Here is a 19900-nt window from a genome sequence, read left to right on the forward strand (position 1 = left end):
TACCCCTTTATGAACGAAATAGTGAGCTTATATTTACGCAACAGAATAAAGGGAATAGTTGTTGGGCAGATAACTTTATTTAATTGTCATGAGAAAAAGAAACACCATAATAATTGGGGCTACTTTAAGTTTATTTTTTGTTTTACCTGGTAGTTCACAAAATAAAACAAAGAGAAGCGAACCATTAGCAAAACCAAATATTGTATTAATTATGGCCGATGATATTGGTCAGGGAGATATTGGAGCATACCATAAATTAAGAACAGGTCAAGAATCGGCTATTCCAACTCCTAACATTGATAAACTGGCCAATGAAGGAATGATTTTTACAGATGCACATTCGCCAGCATCATTATGTGCGCCTACTCGGTTTTCTATGATGACCGGAAATTATGCATTTCGGAATCCTAAAGGAGTATGGGGAGTTTGGGGCGAAAGTAATGATTCTGGTGTTGACCCAAACTTTACTACAATAGCTCGTATTGCAAAGAACGGAGGTTATCAGACTTCATTTTTTGGTAAATGGGGATTAGGTGGTAATTGGAATCGTGAACCAAAAGAATATTCGGGATATGAGAAAGCGGATATGGGTCCTGATTATTTCGGATTTGACTATTCTTTTTGGACGCCTGACGGCATACAACATCACCCGTATATGTATTTTGAAAATAGCGATTGGGTAAAAATAAAGCCTGATTCTAAGATTGTGCATATTGAGTTTGAGCAAACGCAATATTTACCAGAGTGGGGTGATCGAAAGATGGACGGCCCTGGAGATTCTAATTGGAATCCGGCTATGGCCGGACCTAAGTTAGTTGAGAAAGCGGTTGATTATATAAACACCTTGGAAAAAACTGAAAAGCCTTTCTTTTTATACTATTGCAGTCAGGCGGTTCATGAGCCACATACGCCGCCTGCTACATTAGGTAAAACTAAAATTAAAGGTAAAACGGATTATGCCCATGGTGATATGATTTGGGAGCTCGATGTACAGGTGGGAGAAATCATTAAAGCTTTAAAAAAGAACGGTCTGTATGAAAATACATTGTTAGTTTTTACTTCGGATAACGGGGGATTAAAAGGTGCGGCCTATGACCATACACCGAGGCATGATGCCAGTAATGGTTGGGTGGCCGCTAAAGGATTTATTGAAGAAGGTGGGCATCGTGTTCCATTTATAGCAAGATGGCCCGGTAAGGTTAAGGCAAACAGTAGGTCAGATGTCATCATTGAAGGACATGATATGGTTGCAAGTTTAGCTTCAATTGCCGATGTTACATTGGATGGGTTAAATGTTCGAGATTCTAAAAGCTTATTGCCAATTTTAATTGATGGAGATAAGAAAGAAATACATCCATACATCATTCATCGTTCTGCAGCTAATCGAAAGTTCCGTTATGCTATCCGAAAAGGAGATTGGAAATTGGTGATGAAAACAGATAAAAGAGACCAGTGGGAAACTCTGGAATCGATGGCTCTTTATAATTTGAAAGAATGGAAGGAAGAAAGTGATGCATATAATCAAATCCAACTGAAGAAGAATAAAAAGCGGGTGGAAGAATTGGAGTCCTTATTAAAAAATGAGCTTGTTAACTAATGAAATAAATTAAATCTAAAAATATGCAAACAAGAGTATTATTGTTAGTTCTGTTGCTTTGTTTAGTAGCCTCTGGCTCTAAAATAAAAGCACAGGAGTTTTGGAAAGATAAACAAGTATACACCGTGGGTACTGAGCCCCATGCATGTAATCATTTTAGCTATCCTGATAAAGCTTCGGCTCTAAAAGGGAATTATGAGGCATCGCCTTATTATAAAAGCTTAATGGGCGATTGGAAATTTAACTGGGCAGAAACACCTGATGATAAACCAGAGGGATTTGAGGCATTAAATTATGATGATGCACACTGGAAAACTATTCCAGTTCCTTCTTGTTGGGAGCGAGAAGGATATGGCGTTCCTTCGCATCGTACCATTGGTTCTTTAGTTAAAGAAGGCAAGATAAAAGTGCCCGATGTACCCAATTACAACAACCACGTAGGTAGTTACAGAACTACTTTTGAGCTGCCATCCGATTGGAAAGAACGCCAAACAATGCTTCATTTTGATGGTGTTTCTAGTGCATTTTACGTTTGGGTAAATGGTGTTAGAGTGGGTTACGATGAGGATGCCATGACTAGTTCTGTATTTAATATTACGCCTTATTTAAAAGAGGGGCAGAACACATTAGCAGTTCAGGTATACCGTTGGTCAACGGGTAGTTATTTAGAGTCGGGCGACACATGGACTTTTAGCGGAATATTCCGTCAGGTTTATCTGCAAAGTCGTCCTAATGTTCAAATCAGAGATTTCTTTTTTACATCTGATTTAGATGAGAATTATAAGAATGCTGAGTTAAAGTCGAAGATCAAGGTTTATAACCACACCAACGAAATTGTACAGGGATATAAAGTAAATATTGATGTGTATGATGAATTGGGTAATATTATTTCTAAACCAGGATATAGCAGTCCTAAGGTAGGTTGGCGTATGGGAAGCCCGGGTACCGAAAGCGTATTAGAATCCTCAACTACCATTGAGAACCCCAAGCTCTGGTCGGCTGAGTTCCCTAACTTGCATACTATCGTGATGACCTTAGTTGATCCGGAGGGAGAAACGGTAGAGGTAAGCCAATTTCCTTTTGGTTTTAGAGAAATTGAGATGAAGGACTTACAAGTGCACGTGAACGGAAAAGCCATTAAATTTAAGGGTGTAAACCGAGGAGAGTCACATCCCGAATACGGAAAAACATTAACAGAAGAATCCATGATTCAAGATATCTTGTTAATGAAACAGCACAACATTAATTCAGTGCGCTCTAGTCATCACCCCAACGATCCACGATGGTATGGCCTATGTGATAAATATGGACTTTATGTGATGGATGAAGCATTAGAATCTCCTGATTTTATCATACGCGGTAACGTATTGCCAGGAAGCGATATTGCATGGTTGGCCACGAGTTTAGATAGAGGTGTAGCCATGGTTGAGCGCTCTAAGAATCATCCATCCATCATTTTTTGGTCGTTGGGTAATGAATCAGGATGGGGGCAAAACTTTGCGCTTATGAGCGATTACATTCGCAGGTTCGATCCAAGTCGTTTAATTTCATATGATGGAAGAGAAACAGACTGTTGGGATGTGAAAGATTATTTTGATTTAAACAGTTCGATGTATCCCTTTATTGAAGATGATGCGGAGCAAAAGCATTGGAAACTATTGAGCTTTTGGGCCACCCCAAGGTACAATAAACCTTACATAATGATTGAATATGCACATGCACAGGGTAATTCGTTGGGTAACTTTGCCGATTATTGGCGCGTGGTTGATGAAAATCCATCCTTTGTAGGCGGTTATATTTGGGATTGGGTAAACCAGACTTATTATGAGGAAATGCCCAATGGCAAAAAGCGCGAAAGCCATCGAATAGATTATCATCCTATTGATAGTGTTTCAATAGATACTGATTTTTCGGATATGGAGCGACCAAGAGCTGCTTGTGCTAAGGGCGTTATTTTTGCCGATAGAACTCCAAAACCATCGTTGTTAGAGGTTAAAAAGGCACAGCAATACATTTCAATAAGTCCAGATGAAAATCGTAATAATGTATTTCATATCACCAATAAATACAACTTCACAAACCTGGGTGATTTTAACGGAACTTGGCACTTACTAAAGAATGGTAAAGAAGTAAAAGAAGGCAAAATCACAGGTTTAAACCTGAAACCAAACGAAAGTCGAGAGCTTGTTTTGGAGCTCCCAAAAATGGATGCATCTTCAGAATATGTCATCAACTTTAGTTATAAATTGAAGCAAACAACTTTATGGGCCAATGCGGGTTTTGAGGTAGCTAAAGAACAAATAGTATTGCAAAAATGGCAAGCCGGCAATGTTGCAGAAAAAGGCAAGCTGAACTTATCAGATACCGATAATACTATTATTGTATCCAATAATAAATTCAAGCTTAAGCTTGATAAGGCAAGTGGTACCATAAGCTCTCTATTGGTAAATAAACAGGAAGTAATAGCGCAAACAAATGGTATTACAGGGCCAAGGCTGAATGTATATCGCTCGCCAATTGAAAACGATAAAAAGTTTTATACAACAAGTTGGAGAGATGCTGAGCTGAATCATTTAAATGTAAAAACCATTTCTGTTGAATCAGAAATCGTAAATCCATCTGTAATTAACATTAAAGTGCTTCAAGAATTTAGTTCTGATGCCGGTAGATTTTTGCATGAGTGCACCTACAAAGTGGGCGCTAACGGAACAGTAAAGCTTAACAATAAAGTTACGCCTAAAGGTTTTGATGATATTAAAAGCTTACCTCGTATTGGTTTAAAATTAGGCCTGGCTGAAGAATTAGAAGATGTAAGTTGGTACGGAAGGGGCCCTCACGAGAATTATCCCGATAGGAATGAATCTGCTTTCATTGGTTTGTATCATTCAAATGCAACAGATTTGTATACGCCTTATTTGATGCCGCAAGAAAACGGGGCACGTTCAGATACGCGTTGGCTCGGACTAAAATTTAAGAACAGTAAAAAGCCAATAGTAACTATCGAATCTGATTCAGCCTTTATATTCTCAGCATTACATTATGATGCCAGCGATTTAGATAGCGCCATCCGACCCGAATATTTGAAAAGTAGAAAGGAAACCATTTTATGCATCGATGCACATATGATGGGCCTTGGTAATGCCAGTTGCGGACCACCTCCGTTTAAGCAATATTTATTGCCGGTTAAACCTTACGAGTTCAGTTTTACTTTTAAGTTTTAGTGAGGTAGGTGTTAGGTAATTGTTGTTAGCTATTAGGGAGTAAATAAATGCGTTATTGCTACGCAGGAAGCAATCTCAAAGCGAGATGTAAACGCTTTAAATTATAGATTAACTAGGAATACATAAATAAACAAAGCCGCATTTTATAAGTGCGGCTTTGTGGTTTATAAATGATTTTTTTTAACCCTGCTGATAAGAAGTAGTTTGAGTGCTTTACTTGGCGCCTTTAGATTCCTTCGTTCCTCGGAATGATGAGGTGCAAAAAGTACATTATTGCTATACGATATTGCGTCATTGCGACGAAGGAAGCAATCTCAAGGCGAGCTGTAAATCATCTTTATACTACAAGCTAACGCGAGTTTGTAACTCGTGCTTCTAGCACATAAGTCTTGCAGTATCTAAAACACATGAGTTTTGTGCTACCTTAGCAAAGATAATAATATACATAATAACCAAGTATAGCAGTGCAATAAGAATGCTAACGAATTTAGGTTATTAGATTTAAAAAAAACTATAGTCACGCGCTAAAAGCTCCGCTACGGGACAAAATACTTATTAATTAGTGATAAAATGAGAATACATGTTCGATTAAAAAATGTTAACAAGATGAGAAGGGATGAACTTATGCAAGCCTTAAAAGAACAATTTATAAGTAATAACATGATGTTCACTATTAAAAATAAAGGAGTCATTAAGTTTAGATTTAAATCAAAAGGAACTCGTTCTTTTAGTTTAAGACGTGGTGAAATTAAGCAAATTAAAATTACGCCTGAATTTATTATATTTGAAATTAAAGATAGTGTAATTATGTTGAGAGCATTGATCTTGGCTATTGTTTTATCAATAATAGGTCTCACCTTGTTATATAATCTTAACCCAGTCATTTCTGTGATTTTAGCGACAGGGTTATCAATAACTAGCTACATCTTATCATATATATATCATAAAATAAAATATTATAATCAATATAATTCCTTAGTTAAGGAAGGTTCGTCCCCCGCTCACCATAACAACTAAACAATGTAAATCGTTCGGCGTATGCCTCTGGCTACGCCGCATAATACATAAGGCTTTTAGCTTGTAAACAAAAAAGCCGCATTTTAAAAGTGCGGCTTTTGTTTTAAACTCTCTCACAAGCCTTGTTAGTAGTAAAAAAACATAGGAGAACACCTTGCAACATACTTTTGAATATAGGTTTTGCACTTCGCAATACTTGCGAGGTCCATTTTGAACGTTCTTAAGTTACTCGCAACACTTGTTAAATGATCTTCTAAGGTTCAAAAGTAGCTAGCAACACTTGCAACATACTTTTGAATGTAGGTTTTGTATTTCGCAATACTTGCGAGGTCTATTTTGAACGTTCTTAAGTTACTCGCAACACTTGTTAAATGATTTTCTAAGGTTCAAAAGTAGCTAGCAACACCTGCAAGGTGCCTATTAAACATTGGCTTTGGTACTTGCAAGGCTTGCGAGCTCCTTAGGCAACGTTCTTACAGGTGGTTTCAAGCATTGCGAAGTGCTTGTGCTTTTAAGAGTAATATACTAGTCATATAAGTTACCTACCTATGCCACAAACATTGAGTAGCATTAACAAGCTGCAAACTCTCTCGTCTAGATCACTCACCGTAACAACTAAACAATGTAAATCTTTCGGCGCATGCCTCTGGCTAAGTCGCCTAATAAATAAGGTCTCTGGCGTGTAAACAAGAAAGCCGCACTTAATAAATGCGGCTTTTATTTTATGATTGGCAAGATACCTTGCTTTTGTTTAAAGTTACAGGTCAGCTAACTCACCAATTTTTCTATCATATAAAGGTTGTACAGGTCTGTTATTATGGTCTGGCATTACTTTGTGCAAAGCTTCAAGCTGTTCGTGTGTGGCTTGCATATGTGTTTTTCTAACAAACCAGTTTACACCTTCAGTACAAGGAGGTGTGGTTAACGAACCTTCATAAACATAAAAGTCATCATGTTCTGAAAAGGCACTTTGTGCACAAATACTTTCAGTAACCGTAGTGGTTTCTCCTTCTTTGGCAGGAATATGATGCGTAAGTCTTTCTATAAAATCATTCGGCTCGCCTTCTTCAATAAATACCCCTAGTACTGAGATATGCCCGTCTTCAGATACATGTACAAAGTGCGCTTCACCGGCTAACTCTTTACCATCAATAGTATGCTCACTTGGAAAATGGAAATGAAATTGTTTTAAAATAAAATCTTTGCCATTCACATTCAGCATGTTCTTTTGAGCATCGTTAAAGTTAACCTGTATTGAATGACCATTATTTACAAAATCAACACCTGAAACATAACTGTAATTTTGGTGTATTTCTATATCGGTAGATGTAGATAAGTCGGATGAAATATCGATTGGCGATTGGTGGTGCCCCTTACATTCTGAGTAAGCCGGGCATAATTTATCCCACTGCTCAGGGCCTTCATCCCCTTCGTATCCCCAATGGGCAAGTTCTGTGTCATCATGTTTCTCATGTGTTGTACATGACTTTTTACCAGAGTTGCTGCACGCAAATGTCAATGATAATAGCATAGCGGCTATTATAGATTGAATAGGTTTCATCTTAATATGTTTATTTGTGAGCCGCAAATGTAATTTTTATGTGTTTTAAAGAAATTAAAAATCTGTTAAAATAAGTAATAGTAATTAATATATATAGCTTCTAAATAAGGTGGCTTATTGTAATAAATACCATTTTTTAACTGCTGAGTGGTATGTTTCAGGGGGTATATTATACTATTTATTGTGTTTTGCATTTGGCTTTCTCGATGCGTTTCAGGGTCGTACTTTTAAAGGTAATTACACTTCGCGTATGATCAATTTTATTGCTGCCGATAAGGATCGGAGATTAAATAACGTATTTAGCAAACTAGGCATTGGGATTTCAGATATCTGCCATAGACAAAAGAGAGTTTGAGAAGATAAAAGTGTACTGAGATCCGTTTGTTTTACTCAAAAAAAAAGTAGCAATTCAGAAGATTCACTCTCTGATTTGCTACTTTTTCACTAATCTATATAGTTGTGTTATATTTTACTCAAATAGATACGCTTACATGTCATTCCAATGCGCATCGATAATCTCTTTTAGTTGCGGGTAGTTGTTGTCCTCCTCGTTGAGTTCTTTTCTTTTCGCAGTCAACTGTTGTTTAAGTTCTTTGATAATTGGACCATATTCAGGGTTATTGTATCTGTTATCCATTTCGTTAGGGTCCGATTTTAAATCGTAAAACTCCCATGCAACAGGTGTTTTTATTGCCGGTACGGGCCTTTTCTTTTTGCCTTCAGCTTGCCAATTGGCAAATCTTGAATCGTAATTAGCGCCATAAAACATAATCAACTTATAGTCTTTTGTTCTGATTCCGAAATGCGCTGGGTTATTATGTCTGTGTGCCATGTGCATCCAATACCTGTAATAAGTGGCTTGTTGCCATCCATCAGGTTCTTCACCTGTTTCAAGTATGTGAGCAAAGCTATGTCCTTGCATATATTCAGGAGTCTCAGCTCCAGCCAACTCTAGGATAGTTGGTGCATAATCCGCGTTGTTTACTATCGCATTTGTTCTGCTTCCGGCTTCTATTTTTTTAGGGTAGCGAACCATAAATGGCATGCGCATGGCTTCTTCATACATCCACCTTTTGTCAATGTAATCGTGTTCGCCAAGCATAAAGCCTTGGTCTCCTGTGTATACAATAATGGTATTGTCCATTAAGCCTTCTTTTTCAAGGTAGTCGAAAATACGTTTCACATTATCATCTACTCCTTTTACGCAACGTAGGTATCTTTTTAAATACTCTTGATAAGCTAATTTTTTGTATTCATTTTCAGGTAAGCTTTGATCAATATCCATATGCATACCCATGTTACGTATTACATTTCTGTGACCAACAGATGAACCAATAGTATCTATTAAACTGTTGTTGTAACCTCTGGTTGCTACCGATCCATTATTTTGGTTATCATATAAACTGGCAGGTTCAGGAATCTCAACATCCTCGAGATAATTTGAATAGCGTGGTGCAAATTCAAACATATCATGCGGTGCTTTAAAATGATGTAAAAGCATAAATGGCTTGCTTTTATCCCTCTTGTTCTGTAACCAATTGAGTGAGGCATCTGTTACAATATCAGACGAATGACCCTCGTATCTTTTACCTGCGAACGTACCTTTTGCACGATGAACCTTATAATTATATACTGAGTCGGTGCTACCTTTTTCGTACATAACCGGGTTAAAATATTCGCCTTGGTTGTAAAATACCTTATAATAATCAAAAGCATTCGGCTGATCTTTCAAATGCCATTTGCCAATTACCGCAGTTTCGTATCCTATTTTTTGCATTTCTTGCGGTAGATATTGCTTGCTGGCAGGTAGGTGTCCGTCTAAATCTAATACCCCGTTAGCCTGACTATATTGCCCTGTAATGATTGTTGCTCTCGATGGTGTACATATGGCATTTGTGCAGAAGGCATTTTCAAATAACATACCTTCGTTTGCAATTCTATCAATATTTGGTGTAGGATTTAGTTTTGCCAAGCGACTACCATATGCACCAATGGCCTGAGATGTATGATCATCAGACATGATGAATAAAATATTTGGCTTTTTAGGAGTCCCTATTTTTTTCACCTTTCCATTACACGCTGTTATTATAGCTATCAGAAGTATAATTAGTGCTAATTGTGTGTTTTTCATATTGTTTTTTAGTTTGTTTCTTCGAATTATTGTTAAAGACTATTATGTCTTTGTATCGCCTTTATTCGTGTTTTTGCTTTTTAACTTTTTGAGCATTTTTAGGTAAAGCACCTTCATAAAACTGATCTCTCTTTTTATGATAGTCTTTATAACCAAGCATATTACATGGAATATTATTTTTGTTCCACTCAGTCCAACTTTTGTAAAGTACCTCTGCACGTTCGGGGTGCTTGCTCATTAAATCTTTAGCTTCACTAGCATCATCTGGTAAATAATATAATTCAGGTTTATTGCTGTCTTTGTCATTTACACTTTTCATTTTATCAGATGCTAATATGGCCCAATTTTTTCCATTGCCGCCACGCCAATAAATGAACTGATGCGGAGCACCTTTATCTTTACCTGAGGCAAATGGGATTAAATCAACGCCTTCCATTTGAGGAGACGTGTTGGCATTAGCACCTGCAACAGCAACGGCAGTTCGTGCAATATCAAGTGAGTTTACAGGGTATTCAATTACCGTATTGGCTGGTATTTGTGCGGGCCAAGATGCGATAAATGGTACATGTACCCCGCCATCGTAAAAGTTGCCTTTTCCTCCTCTGAAAGGTTTGTTGCTTGACCCATTTCCTTTAGTTGGCTGCTTAGTAGAGCCTATTGGGCCGCCATTATCACTTAAAAAGAAAACCAAGGTATTCTCGTAAATATCGTTCTTCTTTAGTGCGTTCATTACCTCGCCAATACCGCGGTCCATAACATCAATCATAGCGGCATATACTTGGCGTTTTTTATTTTTAATGTGTGCGTAACTTTCAATATCTTCTTTAGGGGCTTGCAATGGCATGTGTGGGGCATTGTAAGCTACGTACAAAAAGAATGGGTTGTTTTTATTTTCGTTTACAAAGTTTACTGCATCGTGACTTAAGGCTGTGGTTAAATATCCTTCGAAGTCAGCAGGTCGTTTATTACGAACCAATCCTTGTAAATATGCTTCCCATACGGGTTTTGTCATGTCTATTCTGAAATAGTCATGACCACCACCTAGAAAACCATAAAAATAATCGAAGCCTCTGTTATTCGGATGAAAATCTTCAGCAGCACCTAAGTGCCATTTTCCTATGGCGCCAGTTTTATAGCCTACTTCTTGTAAACGCTCAGGGAATAATTTTTCACTCTTGCTTATTCCTAAATTAGGGTTAGCCGGGTCATAAGCCGGATTTGTTTCGAAGCCAAAACGATAAGGGTAACGTCCCGAAAGTAATGCGGCTCTACTTGGTGCACAAAACGAATGGTTTGCGTAGCCATGAGTGAATATTGCTCCTGAAGCTGCTATTTTATCAAGGTTAGGAGTAAGTATATCTGTTGCTCCTGTAAATCCTGCATCTTGATATCCCATATCATCAGCCATAAAAATAATGATGTTGGGTTTGCTTGCTGTGTTTTGTGCATTACAATAAACAGAGCTTATAGCAAGAAAAGATAGCAAGGAAATCAATGAGCGTTTTAGTAATTCCATAAGAAGTATATTTTTTAGTCGTAATACAAATATGGAATATAGAGCTCAATATAAACGGGTACTAAACAGGGTAAAAACCAAGGCTGTTTAGTAATTTGAGTATTTATATAGTGAGGGTGTGAAGGGGTGTGTATGAAATGTAATGTTTCAACCCATTGATAGGTAGTTCTATATGGGTTTTTGTTGGAGTGGTAAAATTTATTTAAAAAAAGCGGGTAGAATAGGGGTAATTTGATGAGGCTAAGAAATGTTATACATGTATTTATGAGTAATGGAAATGTGTCTTGCAGTAGTGATAGAAACGACAGTGAATGCTTTGTGCACGTATTTTATAGGGAGGGTGTAGGCGACCAACGGAAGCACACGCACCGACCATATAAAATAAGATGCGCAAAGCATTTACTAGAGTGGATAGCACGTTTAACTGCCCAAATTAATATTCGGCAGTATATGGAATGGGTGCTATTGCTTTAATGCGGCTTTTGTAAATATATACTCAGGAATATCTTGATTGAATTTAATGCTGATAACATTCATATCTGTTCCTTTTCCTTGTTTAAGCATATCTTTGTAATTCATTTTAGTAGGATACCATCTATTATTAAATTTTTTAACCTCACTTACTGTAAATTGTTTTAATAGTTGTCCGCTTTTAGCATAGAGTTCTTCCTTAAGGGGAATGAACTTTTGTTTGTCGACCCACATTTTTCTGCTATGATATGCAATGTCGTTTACTGTGGCATTGAGTTCGAGAACATAAACCGCTTTATCTTCGTAAGTTTCTTCACCTATAATATTAGCTTCATATACTTCACTTAGTTTTCTATCGTCCATAGCATCTTCGTAAGACATATCAGACCCCATTACTGATTGACGAAGCATGTGTCCGGATATTTGTATGGTACGATCGGTGCTAGGCGAGTATATCCAAAGCTTATCAGTTAGCTTTAGCATTTTTGTGCCTTTTTCGCGAGCTGGTGAAAGGTATTCGGTAAACGATTTTTCAGTTCCTACGGTATAGGTAATGGAAGTGATGGTTCTGCTGTTTCGCTTGCCATGAATTGTCATGCTTGATTCGATAATTTGATTATCAGATGACATGTTATCGTCGATTTTTTGTAGAATTTCGGAAGCGGTTTGTGCCCAGATTGAAATGGATAAAAGACTTAATATGATGATGGCTATGTATTTCATGATTTTATTATTTGTTGATTAACTAGTTGTAACATAATGCTTATAATTCCATTAGACCTCTAATTCTTTAAAAAGAGTGGCTGTTTTTCTTTTGTAGATTGAGTATCCGGCTAGTGCATTACCTAAAGTCATGGCAAATAAGCCTGGTATAAAGCCAATGTAAAATAAATCAGGCGTTACTATAGCTCTGTATACTGGCGGCATCATCATATCTACGTTTTTCATTAAATCACTAAAATCGATACCATTCTCTTGGAGGTAAAAGCAGGCACTTAATCCGAATATTGTACCCACAATAGAACCAATAGAGCCTATAATGATCGCTTCGTAAATGATGGTTTTATAGATGTGGCTTTTTTCTTCGCCCAAAGCTAAGCGAACGCCATACTCGCTATAACGACGCAGACCGCCCAATAGGCCAGTATTCCATAAAACAATTGACATGGCTACAATAAATATAAATACCATTATGCTAGTCATATTTTCAGCTTGCATTAACATCTCTTTTAGTCCGCCTTGATCGGTAAGTTTATACATTTGTGGTGAATATTCATCATCGGCTTTGGTGTACTTATTATTGAAATTGGTTTTAATAAGTTCAGCCTGATTATCGTTATAGTCGCCGTTAAAATACCCTAATATTTCGCTGGTAACATCAAGCATATCTAAGGCTTGTTGCGCATCGCTAATGTCAATAATTATGGCACCTCTATCGAGGGCACTCATTCCAAAATTTAAAGTGCCCGAGACTTTAAAGGTTTGAAAGGTCATACTTCCGTGCATGGTAGATCCAAATAAAGTAATATCATCACCTACGTTTACTCCAAATCGTTCGGCAAATTCATTACTGATTAAGGCCTGTCCGTTTTTGCTAGGCAGGCTTCCTTTAACCAGTGATTTGGTAATATTCATTCTGTTGGCCTCGTGCGAGTTTGGGCTTAGTAAATCAATTGCTTTTCCGATGGCCGGACCTTGTGCCCGAGTTTCACCATTGCTATCTGGAACATCCAACAGGCCTCCGAAGTGGATGCGTTGTACCCATTCCATTTCTGGATTCTCTTTTTGCAAGATACTCAACCATTTATTGGCATCCATCAGCGCTAAATCATTAGGCAATTGCTTTTCGTTTTCAGCATAGGCTTGGGTCATTACCTTAACGTGACCTGTTGTAAATTTGGCATTAAGGTCAATCATATCTGTAAAGATACCCTTCATCCATCCACTCATAAAAATGGTTAGAAAAACCCCAATGGAAATAATAATAACCGGTAGCAAACTTCGGCTTTTATCTCGTAATATTCCTTTAAATAGAAATTGTATCATTTGAGTATAATTAGTCTTCTTATATTTTTGTTGCTCAATGTTTACTTGAGCTTAGTATTGAGTCAATTAAGTTTGTATATGCGAGTTTTGTATGTAATTGTAGAGAAGCCTTGAGTTATTCGTTATTGAATTTTTCCTTTTAAAGCTTCAGTTGGTTTAAGTTTCGCAATTTTACGTGCTGGCATATAACTTACTATTGTTGCCGAAATAATAACCAATAGGAGAGAGCTGATTATTAAATCTAAGCTATAGTAAGGGTAAATGGTGTCGGCAATGGTGATGCCCGCATCTTGCGAGTTTGCCGCCATTGGAATGCCAACCTTGTTGAGCCATATGAATAGTGGTATGCCATAAATAGCTCCAACTAGTGCAGCTAAAATGCTATGTGCTCCTCCTTCAACGGTGAAAATACCTACTACTTGAGAGCGTGTCATACCCATTGCAATGTAGGTTCCAATTTCTTTTTGTCGTCGAAAAATTGACAATACTTGCGTATCGAATATGGCTAAGAGAGCAATTATAAGTAGTAGGCCACTCATAATAATCCCTCCGGCCTTTTTGGATTGTATCATAGCATCAAAATCAGTTAATAAAAAGTCGGGTGTTTTAAAATCCCAATTTGTAATATCGTATAATTTAGAATCCTTACCAGCAACTAAGATGCTTGCCTCATTAGTCATTCCAGTCATTTTTTGCAATACTTCAATGTTGAGATACATATTGCCATTTTCAACTGAAGGAACATCCGTTTTAAAGATGGATGCAATCTTAATTTCTATTGCATCAAACATTCCATTTTTATCGCGCCAACGCACCAATACTTTATCTCCAACACTCAGTTTATTTTCATCTGCCAAGCGTTTACCTATTATTGCGCAGGTTTCGTTTGAGCTAAACCTTAAATCCGACGTGGGTAATTTTAAAATATTTTGCTTTGGATCAACCCCTTTCAGTAATACACTCTGCATCCTACCTTGAGGATACATATTGGCTTGTACTAATAAAATGGGAGTGAGTAAGCCTTTTTTTATTTGTTGTATAATTGGTTCTGATATAACTTGATGAGCATCTTGGTAGGTATATGGGTCGTATCTGTCGAAAGAGGGTTCCCAATATTGTCCTTGACCAATTTCCCAGTCTTGCGTATCGTTGCGGGCTTGACGATTCCAACCTTCAATCATTCCGTTATAAAATATCATCAACACAAATGCGAATGAAAGAACAGAAACATTTAGCCAAGTGCGCAAACCTGCACCAACTAAATTTTTATATGCGAGTTTTATGGCAATCATTTAAGCATTTTTTATAGTGTCACTGATTACTTTACCATCCTCGAGCGAAATAAGTCTATTTAAATATTGCATTACTTTTTCATCATGTGTAGAAAATAGAAAAGTTACGCCCAATTCTTTATTTAGCTTTTGCATGGTTTGCAGAATATGATGCGAATTTTTTGAATCGAGATTAGCGGTAGGCTCGTCTGCTAAAACAATCTGTGGCTTTTTAACCATGGCACGAGCTATAGCAACACGTTGACACTCTCCGCCAGATAACATGCTAGGTTTCGACTTTATCTTATCCGTTAATCCGACCCACTCCAAAGCCTCCATTACCGCATTTTTGCGTTGTGTCGCATTTTTGTTTTGAAGCAAAAGTGGGAATTCAACATTTTCAAATACCGTGTAAACAGGTAGTAGGTTATAGGTTTGAAAAATAAATCCGATATGTTGGTTTCTCAGCATAGCTGCCTCTTTGTGACTTAACTCAGCAATTGACTTATTCATAACAATGGCACTTCCATAGCTTGGAGAATCTAAAGATCCGATGATATTTAATAGAGTTGTTTTACCAGATCCACTAGGGCCTACAAGTCCGGTGAATTCGCCCTCTTTAAAATTTAAATTAATATCATTTAAGGCAGTAAACTCTCCGTTACCAACAGGATATTTTTTTACTAAATTATTTAATTGTATGATGTTCATTATATATGAATTGTTGTTGATTTCGTTTTAATGGTTAAATACAAACATAAATTGAATGCCCTTTCCTGCATATAGATTTTGTATTCCTCCGGTAGGTACTACTGCATTTTCGGGATTCCAGTATGCCATTAAGTAAAATGTGGTTTTGTCGAAACTACGAAACCAATTTACGAAATTATAAATCTGTTTTTGTTCCCAGTTATAGTAGCTTATTGCTTGTATGTTATCAAACATTCCTATGGGATACATCATCGAAAGTGCTGTATTGTTATTTGTATTGGCAAACTCAAAAGCATTTTCGTCGTTAGAGAAAAGCATATGCTCAAGGGTTACATTAAGTCCAGCACCAAGGTTAAAAGTATAATCACTTCCTAAAGTAAATATTTGTTGATGCGTTAGTGCGCCTACATATTTCGATTTATTTACATATGCACCTTCAAACCAAAGACCAACAACCAAGTCCCATTTGCCGTCTATTCCTATTCTGTTTTCAGGTATCTTTTCATATTCAGGAATCACACCTTCAAATTCCTCTGAGTTTGCCACTCTATGGTGATAAGAAATTCCGGTTTCTCCCATGGGTACCGGAAATTGAATTCTACCACCAAATTCTGGAATAGTTTTATTAGTGCCAATTACTTCCATCCCTTTTTGGTTATTATTCCCGTATAAGCTCCATAACCATATATTGGCATTGTTTAGAAAGTAATACCTAGCAAGAGCACCATAAACCCCATCAGTAAGTTGCAGCGGATCGCGCGGATCTACTTGATCGAACCAACGCAGCGCACGTAAAATTTGAGCAGTACCAAAGTCAATTTTTTGGAGGCCTATTCTAACCTCAAGTTGATCTGTAGAATATCTTCCCCATAAACGATAAGCGTTTAGGCTAGCGTTACCCTCTGCCTTATCCCAAAATTGAATTCCCACATCGCCAACAGCATTGGCCGAAGCTTCAAAATCGATTTTATAATTTGTACTAGTGTTGAATTCGTAATTTAGTTGCGGGATATAACGAGTGCCTACATAAACGGGATATGTATTATTGTTATTATAATGCACCCAACTAGATAGTTGACCTTTAAACTCGAGTTTGTTTTCTTCTTCTTTCGATTGCGAAAACGCGTTTAATGAGGCGAAAATTAGAATTGATATGTGTAAGATTTTATTCATCTCGAACTCCTAAGCCATAAAATAAAAATCGCAAGGATTCCATGATCAACTCTTCAGGATTCTCATATTGATTTACTAAATCAAGATTCTCAAATATTAAATTCATTTGATTTAATTGAAATAAAACAAAGTCTATTTTTATGTCAGATCTCATCAGCTTATTTTTCTGAGATTCAATTAAGAATTCAATAAACAAATTAAGAGACTCCTTTCCTTTTTCTTCTATTAATAAGGATAATTTATCATCCTGTAATTGATTGATATCTTTTAATAGTTCGATACTAATACCTTGAGCGCTTTTTCTTTTGAGAATAAAAAGCTGTTTCATCTTTTCAGTGAATTCAATATTTGATGACAAGATTTCTTTGAATTCGTTTAATGATTCATCATAAATTTCGGATAGGATTGAATGAACAAGCGCTATTTTATTGGGAAAGAATTTATAGAAAGTCATTTTGCTAACTTTTGCTTCTCTACATATTTCCTCAATACTAACACGTTTAATACCATATTTCCAGAAAAGGTCTTTTCCTTTAGTACTTATGGCAATTAATTTGGATTGTTTTGTAGGTGTCATTTTAGTACAAAATTTTCGTAAATGTACGAAAAATATCAATTAGTACAATTATCGTCTATTTTTATAGTAAGTGATTGACTGTGTAAGAAACTTTATTTTGTTAATTTCGCCTTAAAATAAAACCAATGTTCAAGCATCAAGGAAATACTCGCACTTTAACACACAATTTGAGATTAGCAGTAGTTTTATCTTTCGTAGCAGGCTTGGTAAATATTACTGGTTTACTATCGTTGGATATATTAACCACTAATGTAACAGGTCATTTTGCTTTTTTCGTTCAAAAAGTGTCGCAGTTAAATTTTAGGGGAGGACTTGTGTTTTTAACTTACGTAAGTTCATTTCTATTTGGTTCGTTTTTATCAAACTTGATTATGGAATTTTTTAGGCATAATCGAAAGTTAAATGTGTACCTCGTTCCAATACTTCTTGAAGCATTGTTGTTAATGTTAATTGTAATAATTGGCTTAAATTCGGGGGTACAATCTTTTGTAATAAGTAACTTGCTATTACTGTCAATGGGACTTCAGAATTCATTTGTTACTAAAATATCCAATGCCGTTGTGCGCACAACACACTTAACTGGGTTATTTACTGATTTAGGTATAGAGTTGGCTCAGCTTCTTTTTGAAAAAGATAAGGTAAAGCGTAAGGAAATTCAATCAACAATCTCATTGCGTATTTCCATAATATCTTTCTTTTTTATAGGTGGTCTCGTTGCAACTATTCTCTATATTAATCTGAACTTGGGTTTAGTAAGCTTGCTTTTGCCATCTATAATTTTAATTCTAAGTTTAATTTATGATGATCAAAAGTTTATATCTAAACATACTATTATTCGCTTTTAAATTAGCTTATCGAAAGTAGAATTTTAATCTATTATTAATTTACTACTAGTAGGCCTATAGTTAGGCCTTAGGTGACATTAATTTGTGCAAAATGAACAAGATCTTAATATCTTATAGTAAATAAGTGTAAAACTTAGGTATTAAATATCAATAAATTGATTAATATTACAGCCAATAATTATGGAGATAATAATTTAAAACCTTAAAAACTAACTTAAACCACTGTTATGGGACTAGATAAAACTATTGTTTTTTTTAACAAGCAGTTAGAGGAAGCAAAAAGCGAGTCTGAAAAGAAGGCTTTAAACAGATTTGTTGTTGTTTTAAATGACTTGATTAAGAAAGAATTGTCAGTTGATGAGATAAAATCGATTGAGCATCAGATTGCAAACCTTGGAATACAAGCCAAAGTTAGTAATAAGGGATCATACGTAAATAGGCGATTAGCTGAGTTTGAACGATACCTGCAGCAGCAATTTAAATTTAGACCAGTAAATTACCATAGGTCATTCGGTATTATTTTAGGTTTAAGCTTTGGTATTGCATTAGGCTTTTCAATCGGATCTTTATTTGAAGGTTTATTAGCGTTAATTGTGAGCCTTATATTTACAACTATTATTGGAGGAAGTATTGGGTATTTACTAGGTACAAAGAAAGATGTAGCTTATGCCAAAGAGGATAGGCTTTATCAAAATAAATAGATCTCTGCAGGATTGTAGAAAAGTCTATTAGGTTGTAAATTCGATTTTACCGAAATAAAAATATTATGCGTGTTCTTTTATTGTGTTTGCAAAGCATGATATAAGAACATTTTTTTTGTGCTAACTTAAAGTCATTAAGCGTAAATAGATTTTTGTTTAGTTATGGATTATAGAGATAAAGTTTTTTTAATTGTAGCTGAGAATTTAAGTTTTTCTAAAGCTGCAAGTGAGTTGTTTATCAGTCAGCCTGCAGTAACCAAGCATATTAAAGAGTTGGAAAGAAAGTTGGAAATATCTGTATTTGAACGCAAAGGAAATCGGATTTATTTAACTAAGGCAGGTAAGTTGGCTTATTCAAATTTAAAGAAAATTGAACAGTTATACCAAAACATGGAATTTGAGATTGGTAGACTTAATGATACTTTTAAAGGGGAGCTTACTTTAGCAGCTAGTTCAACAATATCTAATTATATTTTACCCAAAATGATGGCTTCGTTTCATAAGCGATACCCTAAAATACAACTCGACTTAATAAGTGGGAATTCGTTTAAAGTAGAACAAGCTTTAATGAATAACGAAGTAAATGTTGGTTTGCTTGAGAACGATACTGTCCATTCCGATTTGAAGTACTCAAAATTTATGGATGACGAATTACTTGTGGTAACTGGGGTTAATAGTATTTATGCCAAGCGAAAACAAATTAGTTTAAGTGAGTTTAAAGAAATACCACTAGTTCTGCGCGAAAAAGGGTCAGGTACCTTGGAGGTGGTAATGACAAAACTGAAAGAGGCTGGTGTTTTGGTAGAGGAATTAAATACATTAATTCACCTGGGAAGTACCGAAGCGATAAAGTCATTTCTTCACGATTTTGATGGAATTGCTATTGTGTCAGAGCAGTCCGTTCTAAATGAGTTGCATCAGAATCGGATTATCAGACTAAATGTAAAAGGCCTCATTATAAACCGAGAGTTACGTGTGGTTATGCGCCATGGTTATGAAAATAAGCTGGCATCGATGTTTATTAATTTTGTTAATCAATATAACTTTTAGTTATTCAATATA

The 19900-nt window shown here is 36.1% G+C and carries 15 protein-coding genes; 6 read left to right on the plus strand and 9 right to left on the minus strand.

The annotated features are described in order from the left end of the window. Positions 1 to 88: 88 nt before the first annotated feature. The 3 genes from A8B35_RS13735 (at position 89) to A8B35_RS13745 (ending at position 5835) form a co-directional block, all read left to right on the plus strand. Positions 89 to 1597 (plus strand): sulfatase family protein, encoded by a 1509-nt coding sequence (locus A8B35_RS13735; RefSeq protein WP_068473598.1) that lies wholly within the window; start codon positions 89 to 91, stop codon positions 1595 to 1597. A gap of 23 nt (positions 1598 to 1620) precedes the next feature. After that, positions 1621 to 4818 (plus strand): glycoside hydrolase family 2 TIM barrel-domain containing protein, encoded by a 3198-nt coding sequence (locus A8B35_RS13740; RefSeq protein ID WP_068473601.1) that lies wholly within the window; start codon positions 1621 to 1623, stop codon positions 4816 to 4818. A 606-nt stretch (positions 4819 to 5424) separates the two neighbouring features. Then, positions 5425 to 5835, plus strand: a complete 411-nt coding sequence (locus A8B35_RS13745; protein WP_075603180.1) for a UbiA family prenyltransferase — start codon at positions 5425 to 5427, stop codon at positions 5833 to 5835. 757 nt (positions 5836 to 6592) lie between these two features. Here A8B35_RS13745 and A8B35_RS13750 read toward each other — a convergent pair. The 9 genes from A8B35_RS13750 to A8B35_RS13800 all read right to left on the minus strand — a co-directional run bounded on the left by A8B35_RS13750 (position 6593) and on the right by A8B35_RS13800 (position 17292). Then, positions 6593 to 7396, minus strand: coding sequence for a carbonic anhydrase (locus A8B35_RS13750; protein WP_083634451.1), 804 nt, complete (start codon positions 7394 to 7396; stop codon positions 6593 to 6595). Positions 7397 to 7883: 487 nt separating this feature from the next. Beyond that, complete coding sequence (locus A8B35_RS13760; RefSeq protein ID WP_068473606.1) at positions 7884 to 9527, minus strand: sulfatase family protein; 1644 nt, start codon at positions 9525 to 9527, stop codon at positions 7884 to 7886. A gap of 61 nt (positions 9528 to 9588) precedes the next feature. Then, entirely contained in the window at positions 9589 to 11043 is a 1455-nt protein-coding gene (locus A8B35_RS13765; protein WP_068473609.1) for a sulfatase-like hydrolase/transferase, read from the minus strand. 462 nt (positions 11044 to 11505) lie between these two features. Continuing rightward, positions 11506 to 12237, minus strand: a complete 732-nt coding sequence (locus A8B35_RS13775) for an outer membrane lipoprotein-sorting protein (protein WP_068473617.1) — start codon at positions 12235 to 12237, stop codon at positions 11506 to 11508. Between the two features lie 51 nt (positions 12238 to 12288). Continuing rightward, a complete protein-coding gene (locus A8B35_RS13780; RefSeq protein WP_068473619.1) occupies positions 12289 to 13560 on the minus strand; it encodes an ABC transporter permease in 1272 nt (423 codons plus the stop codon). Positions 13561 to 13682: 122 nt separating this feature from the next. Further along, a complete protein-coding gene (locus A8B35_RS13785; RefSeq protein WP_068473622.1) occupies positions 13683 to 14852 on the minus strand; it encodes an ABC transporter permease in 1170 nt (389 codons plus the stop codon). Then, positions 14853 to 15542 carry an ABC transporter ATP-binding protein gene (locus A8B35_RS13790; protein WP_068473625.1) on the minus strand — a complete coding sequence of 230 codons (690 nt, stop codon included), beginning with the start codon at positions 15540 to 15542 and terminating at the stop codon, positions 14853 to 14855. A gap of 27 nt (positions 15543 to 15569) precedes the next feature. Then, a complete protein-coding gene (locus A8B35_RS13795) occupies positions 15570 to 16715 on the minus strand; it encodes a hypothetical protein (protein WP_068473628.1) in 1146 nt (381 codons plus the stop codon). Then, positions 16708 to 17292, minus strand: a complete 585-nt coding sequence (locus A8B35_RS13800) for a TetR/AcrR family transcriptional regulator (protein ID WP_068473631.1) — start codon at positions 17290 to 17292, stop codon at positions 16708 to 16710. The genes A8B35_RS13795 and A8B35_RS13800 overlap by 8 nt, the downstream gene beginning before the upstream one ends. Before the next feature lie 125 nt (positions 17293 to 17417). Here A8B35_RS13800 and A8B35_RS13805 point away from each other — a divergent pair, with 125 nt between their 5' ends. The 3 genes from A8B35_RS13805 (at position 17418) to A8B35_RS13815 (ending at position 19888) form a co-directional block, all read left to right on the plus strand. Beyond that, complete coding sequence (locus A8B35_RS13805) at positions 17418 to 18137, plus strand: YoaK family protein (RefSeq protein ID WP_068473634.1); 720 nt, start codon at positions 17418 to 17420, stop codon at positions 18135 to 18137. A gap of 227 nt (positions 18138 to 18364) precedes the next feature. Continuing rightward, positions 18365 to 18838: a hypothetical protein gene (locus tag A8B35_RS13810; protein ID WP_068473636.1), complete on the plus strand. Its 474-nt coding sequence runs from the start codon at positions 18365 to 18367 to the stop codon at positions 18836 to 18838. A gap of 162 nt (positions 18839 to 19000) precedes the next feature. Beyond that, positions 19001 to 19888, plus strand: a complete 888-nt coding sequence (locus A8B35_RS13815; protein WP_068473638.1) for a LysR substrate-binding domain-containing protein — start codon at positions 19001 to 19003, stop codon at positions 19886 to 19888. The last annotated feature ends 12 nt before the right edge of the window (positions 19889 to 19900 follow it).

The sequence above is a fragment of the Saccharicrinis aurantiacus genome, from assembly GCF_001660705.2.
Taxonomy (GTDB): Bacteria; Bacteroidota; Bacteroidia; order Bacteroidales; family Marinilabiliaceae; genus Saccharicrinis; species Saccharicrinis aurantiacus.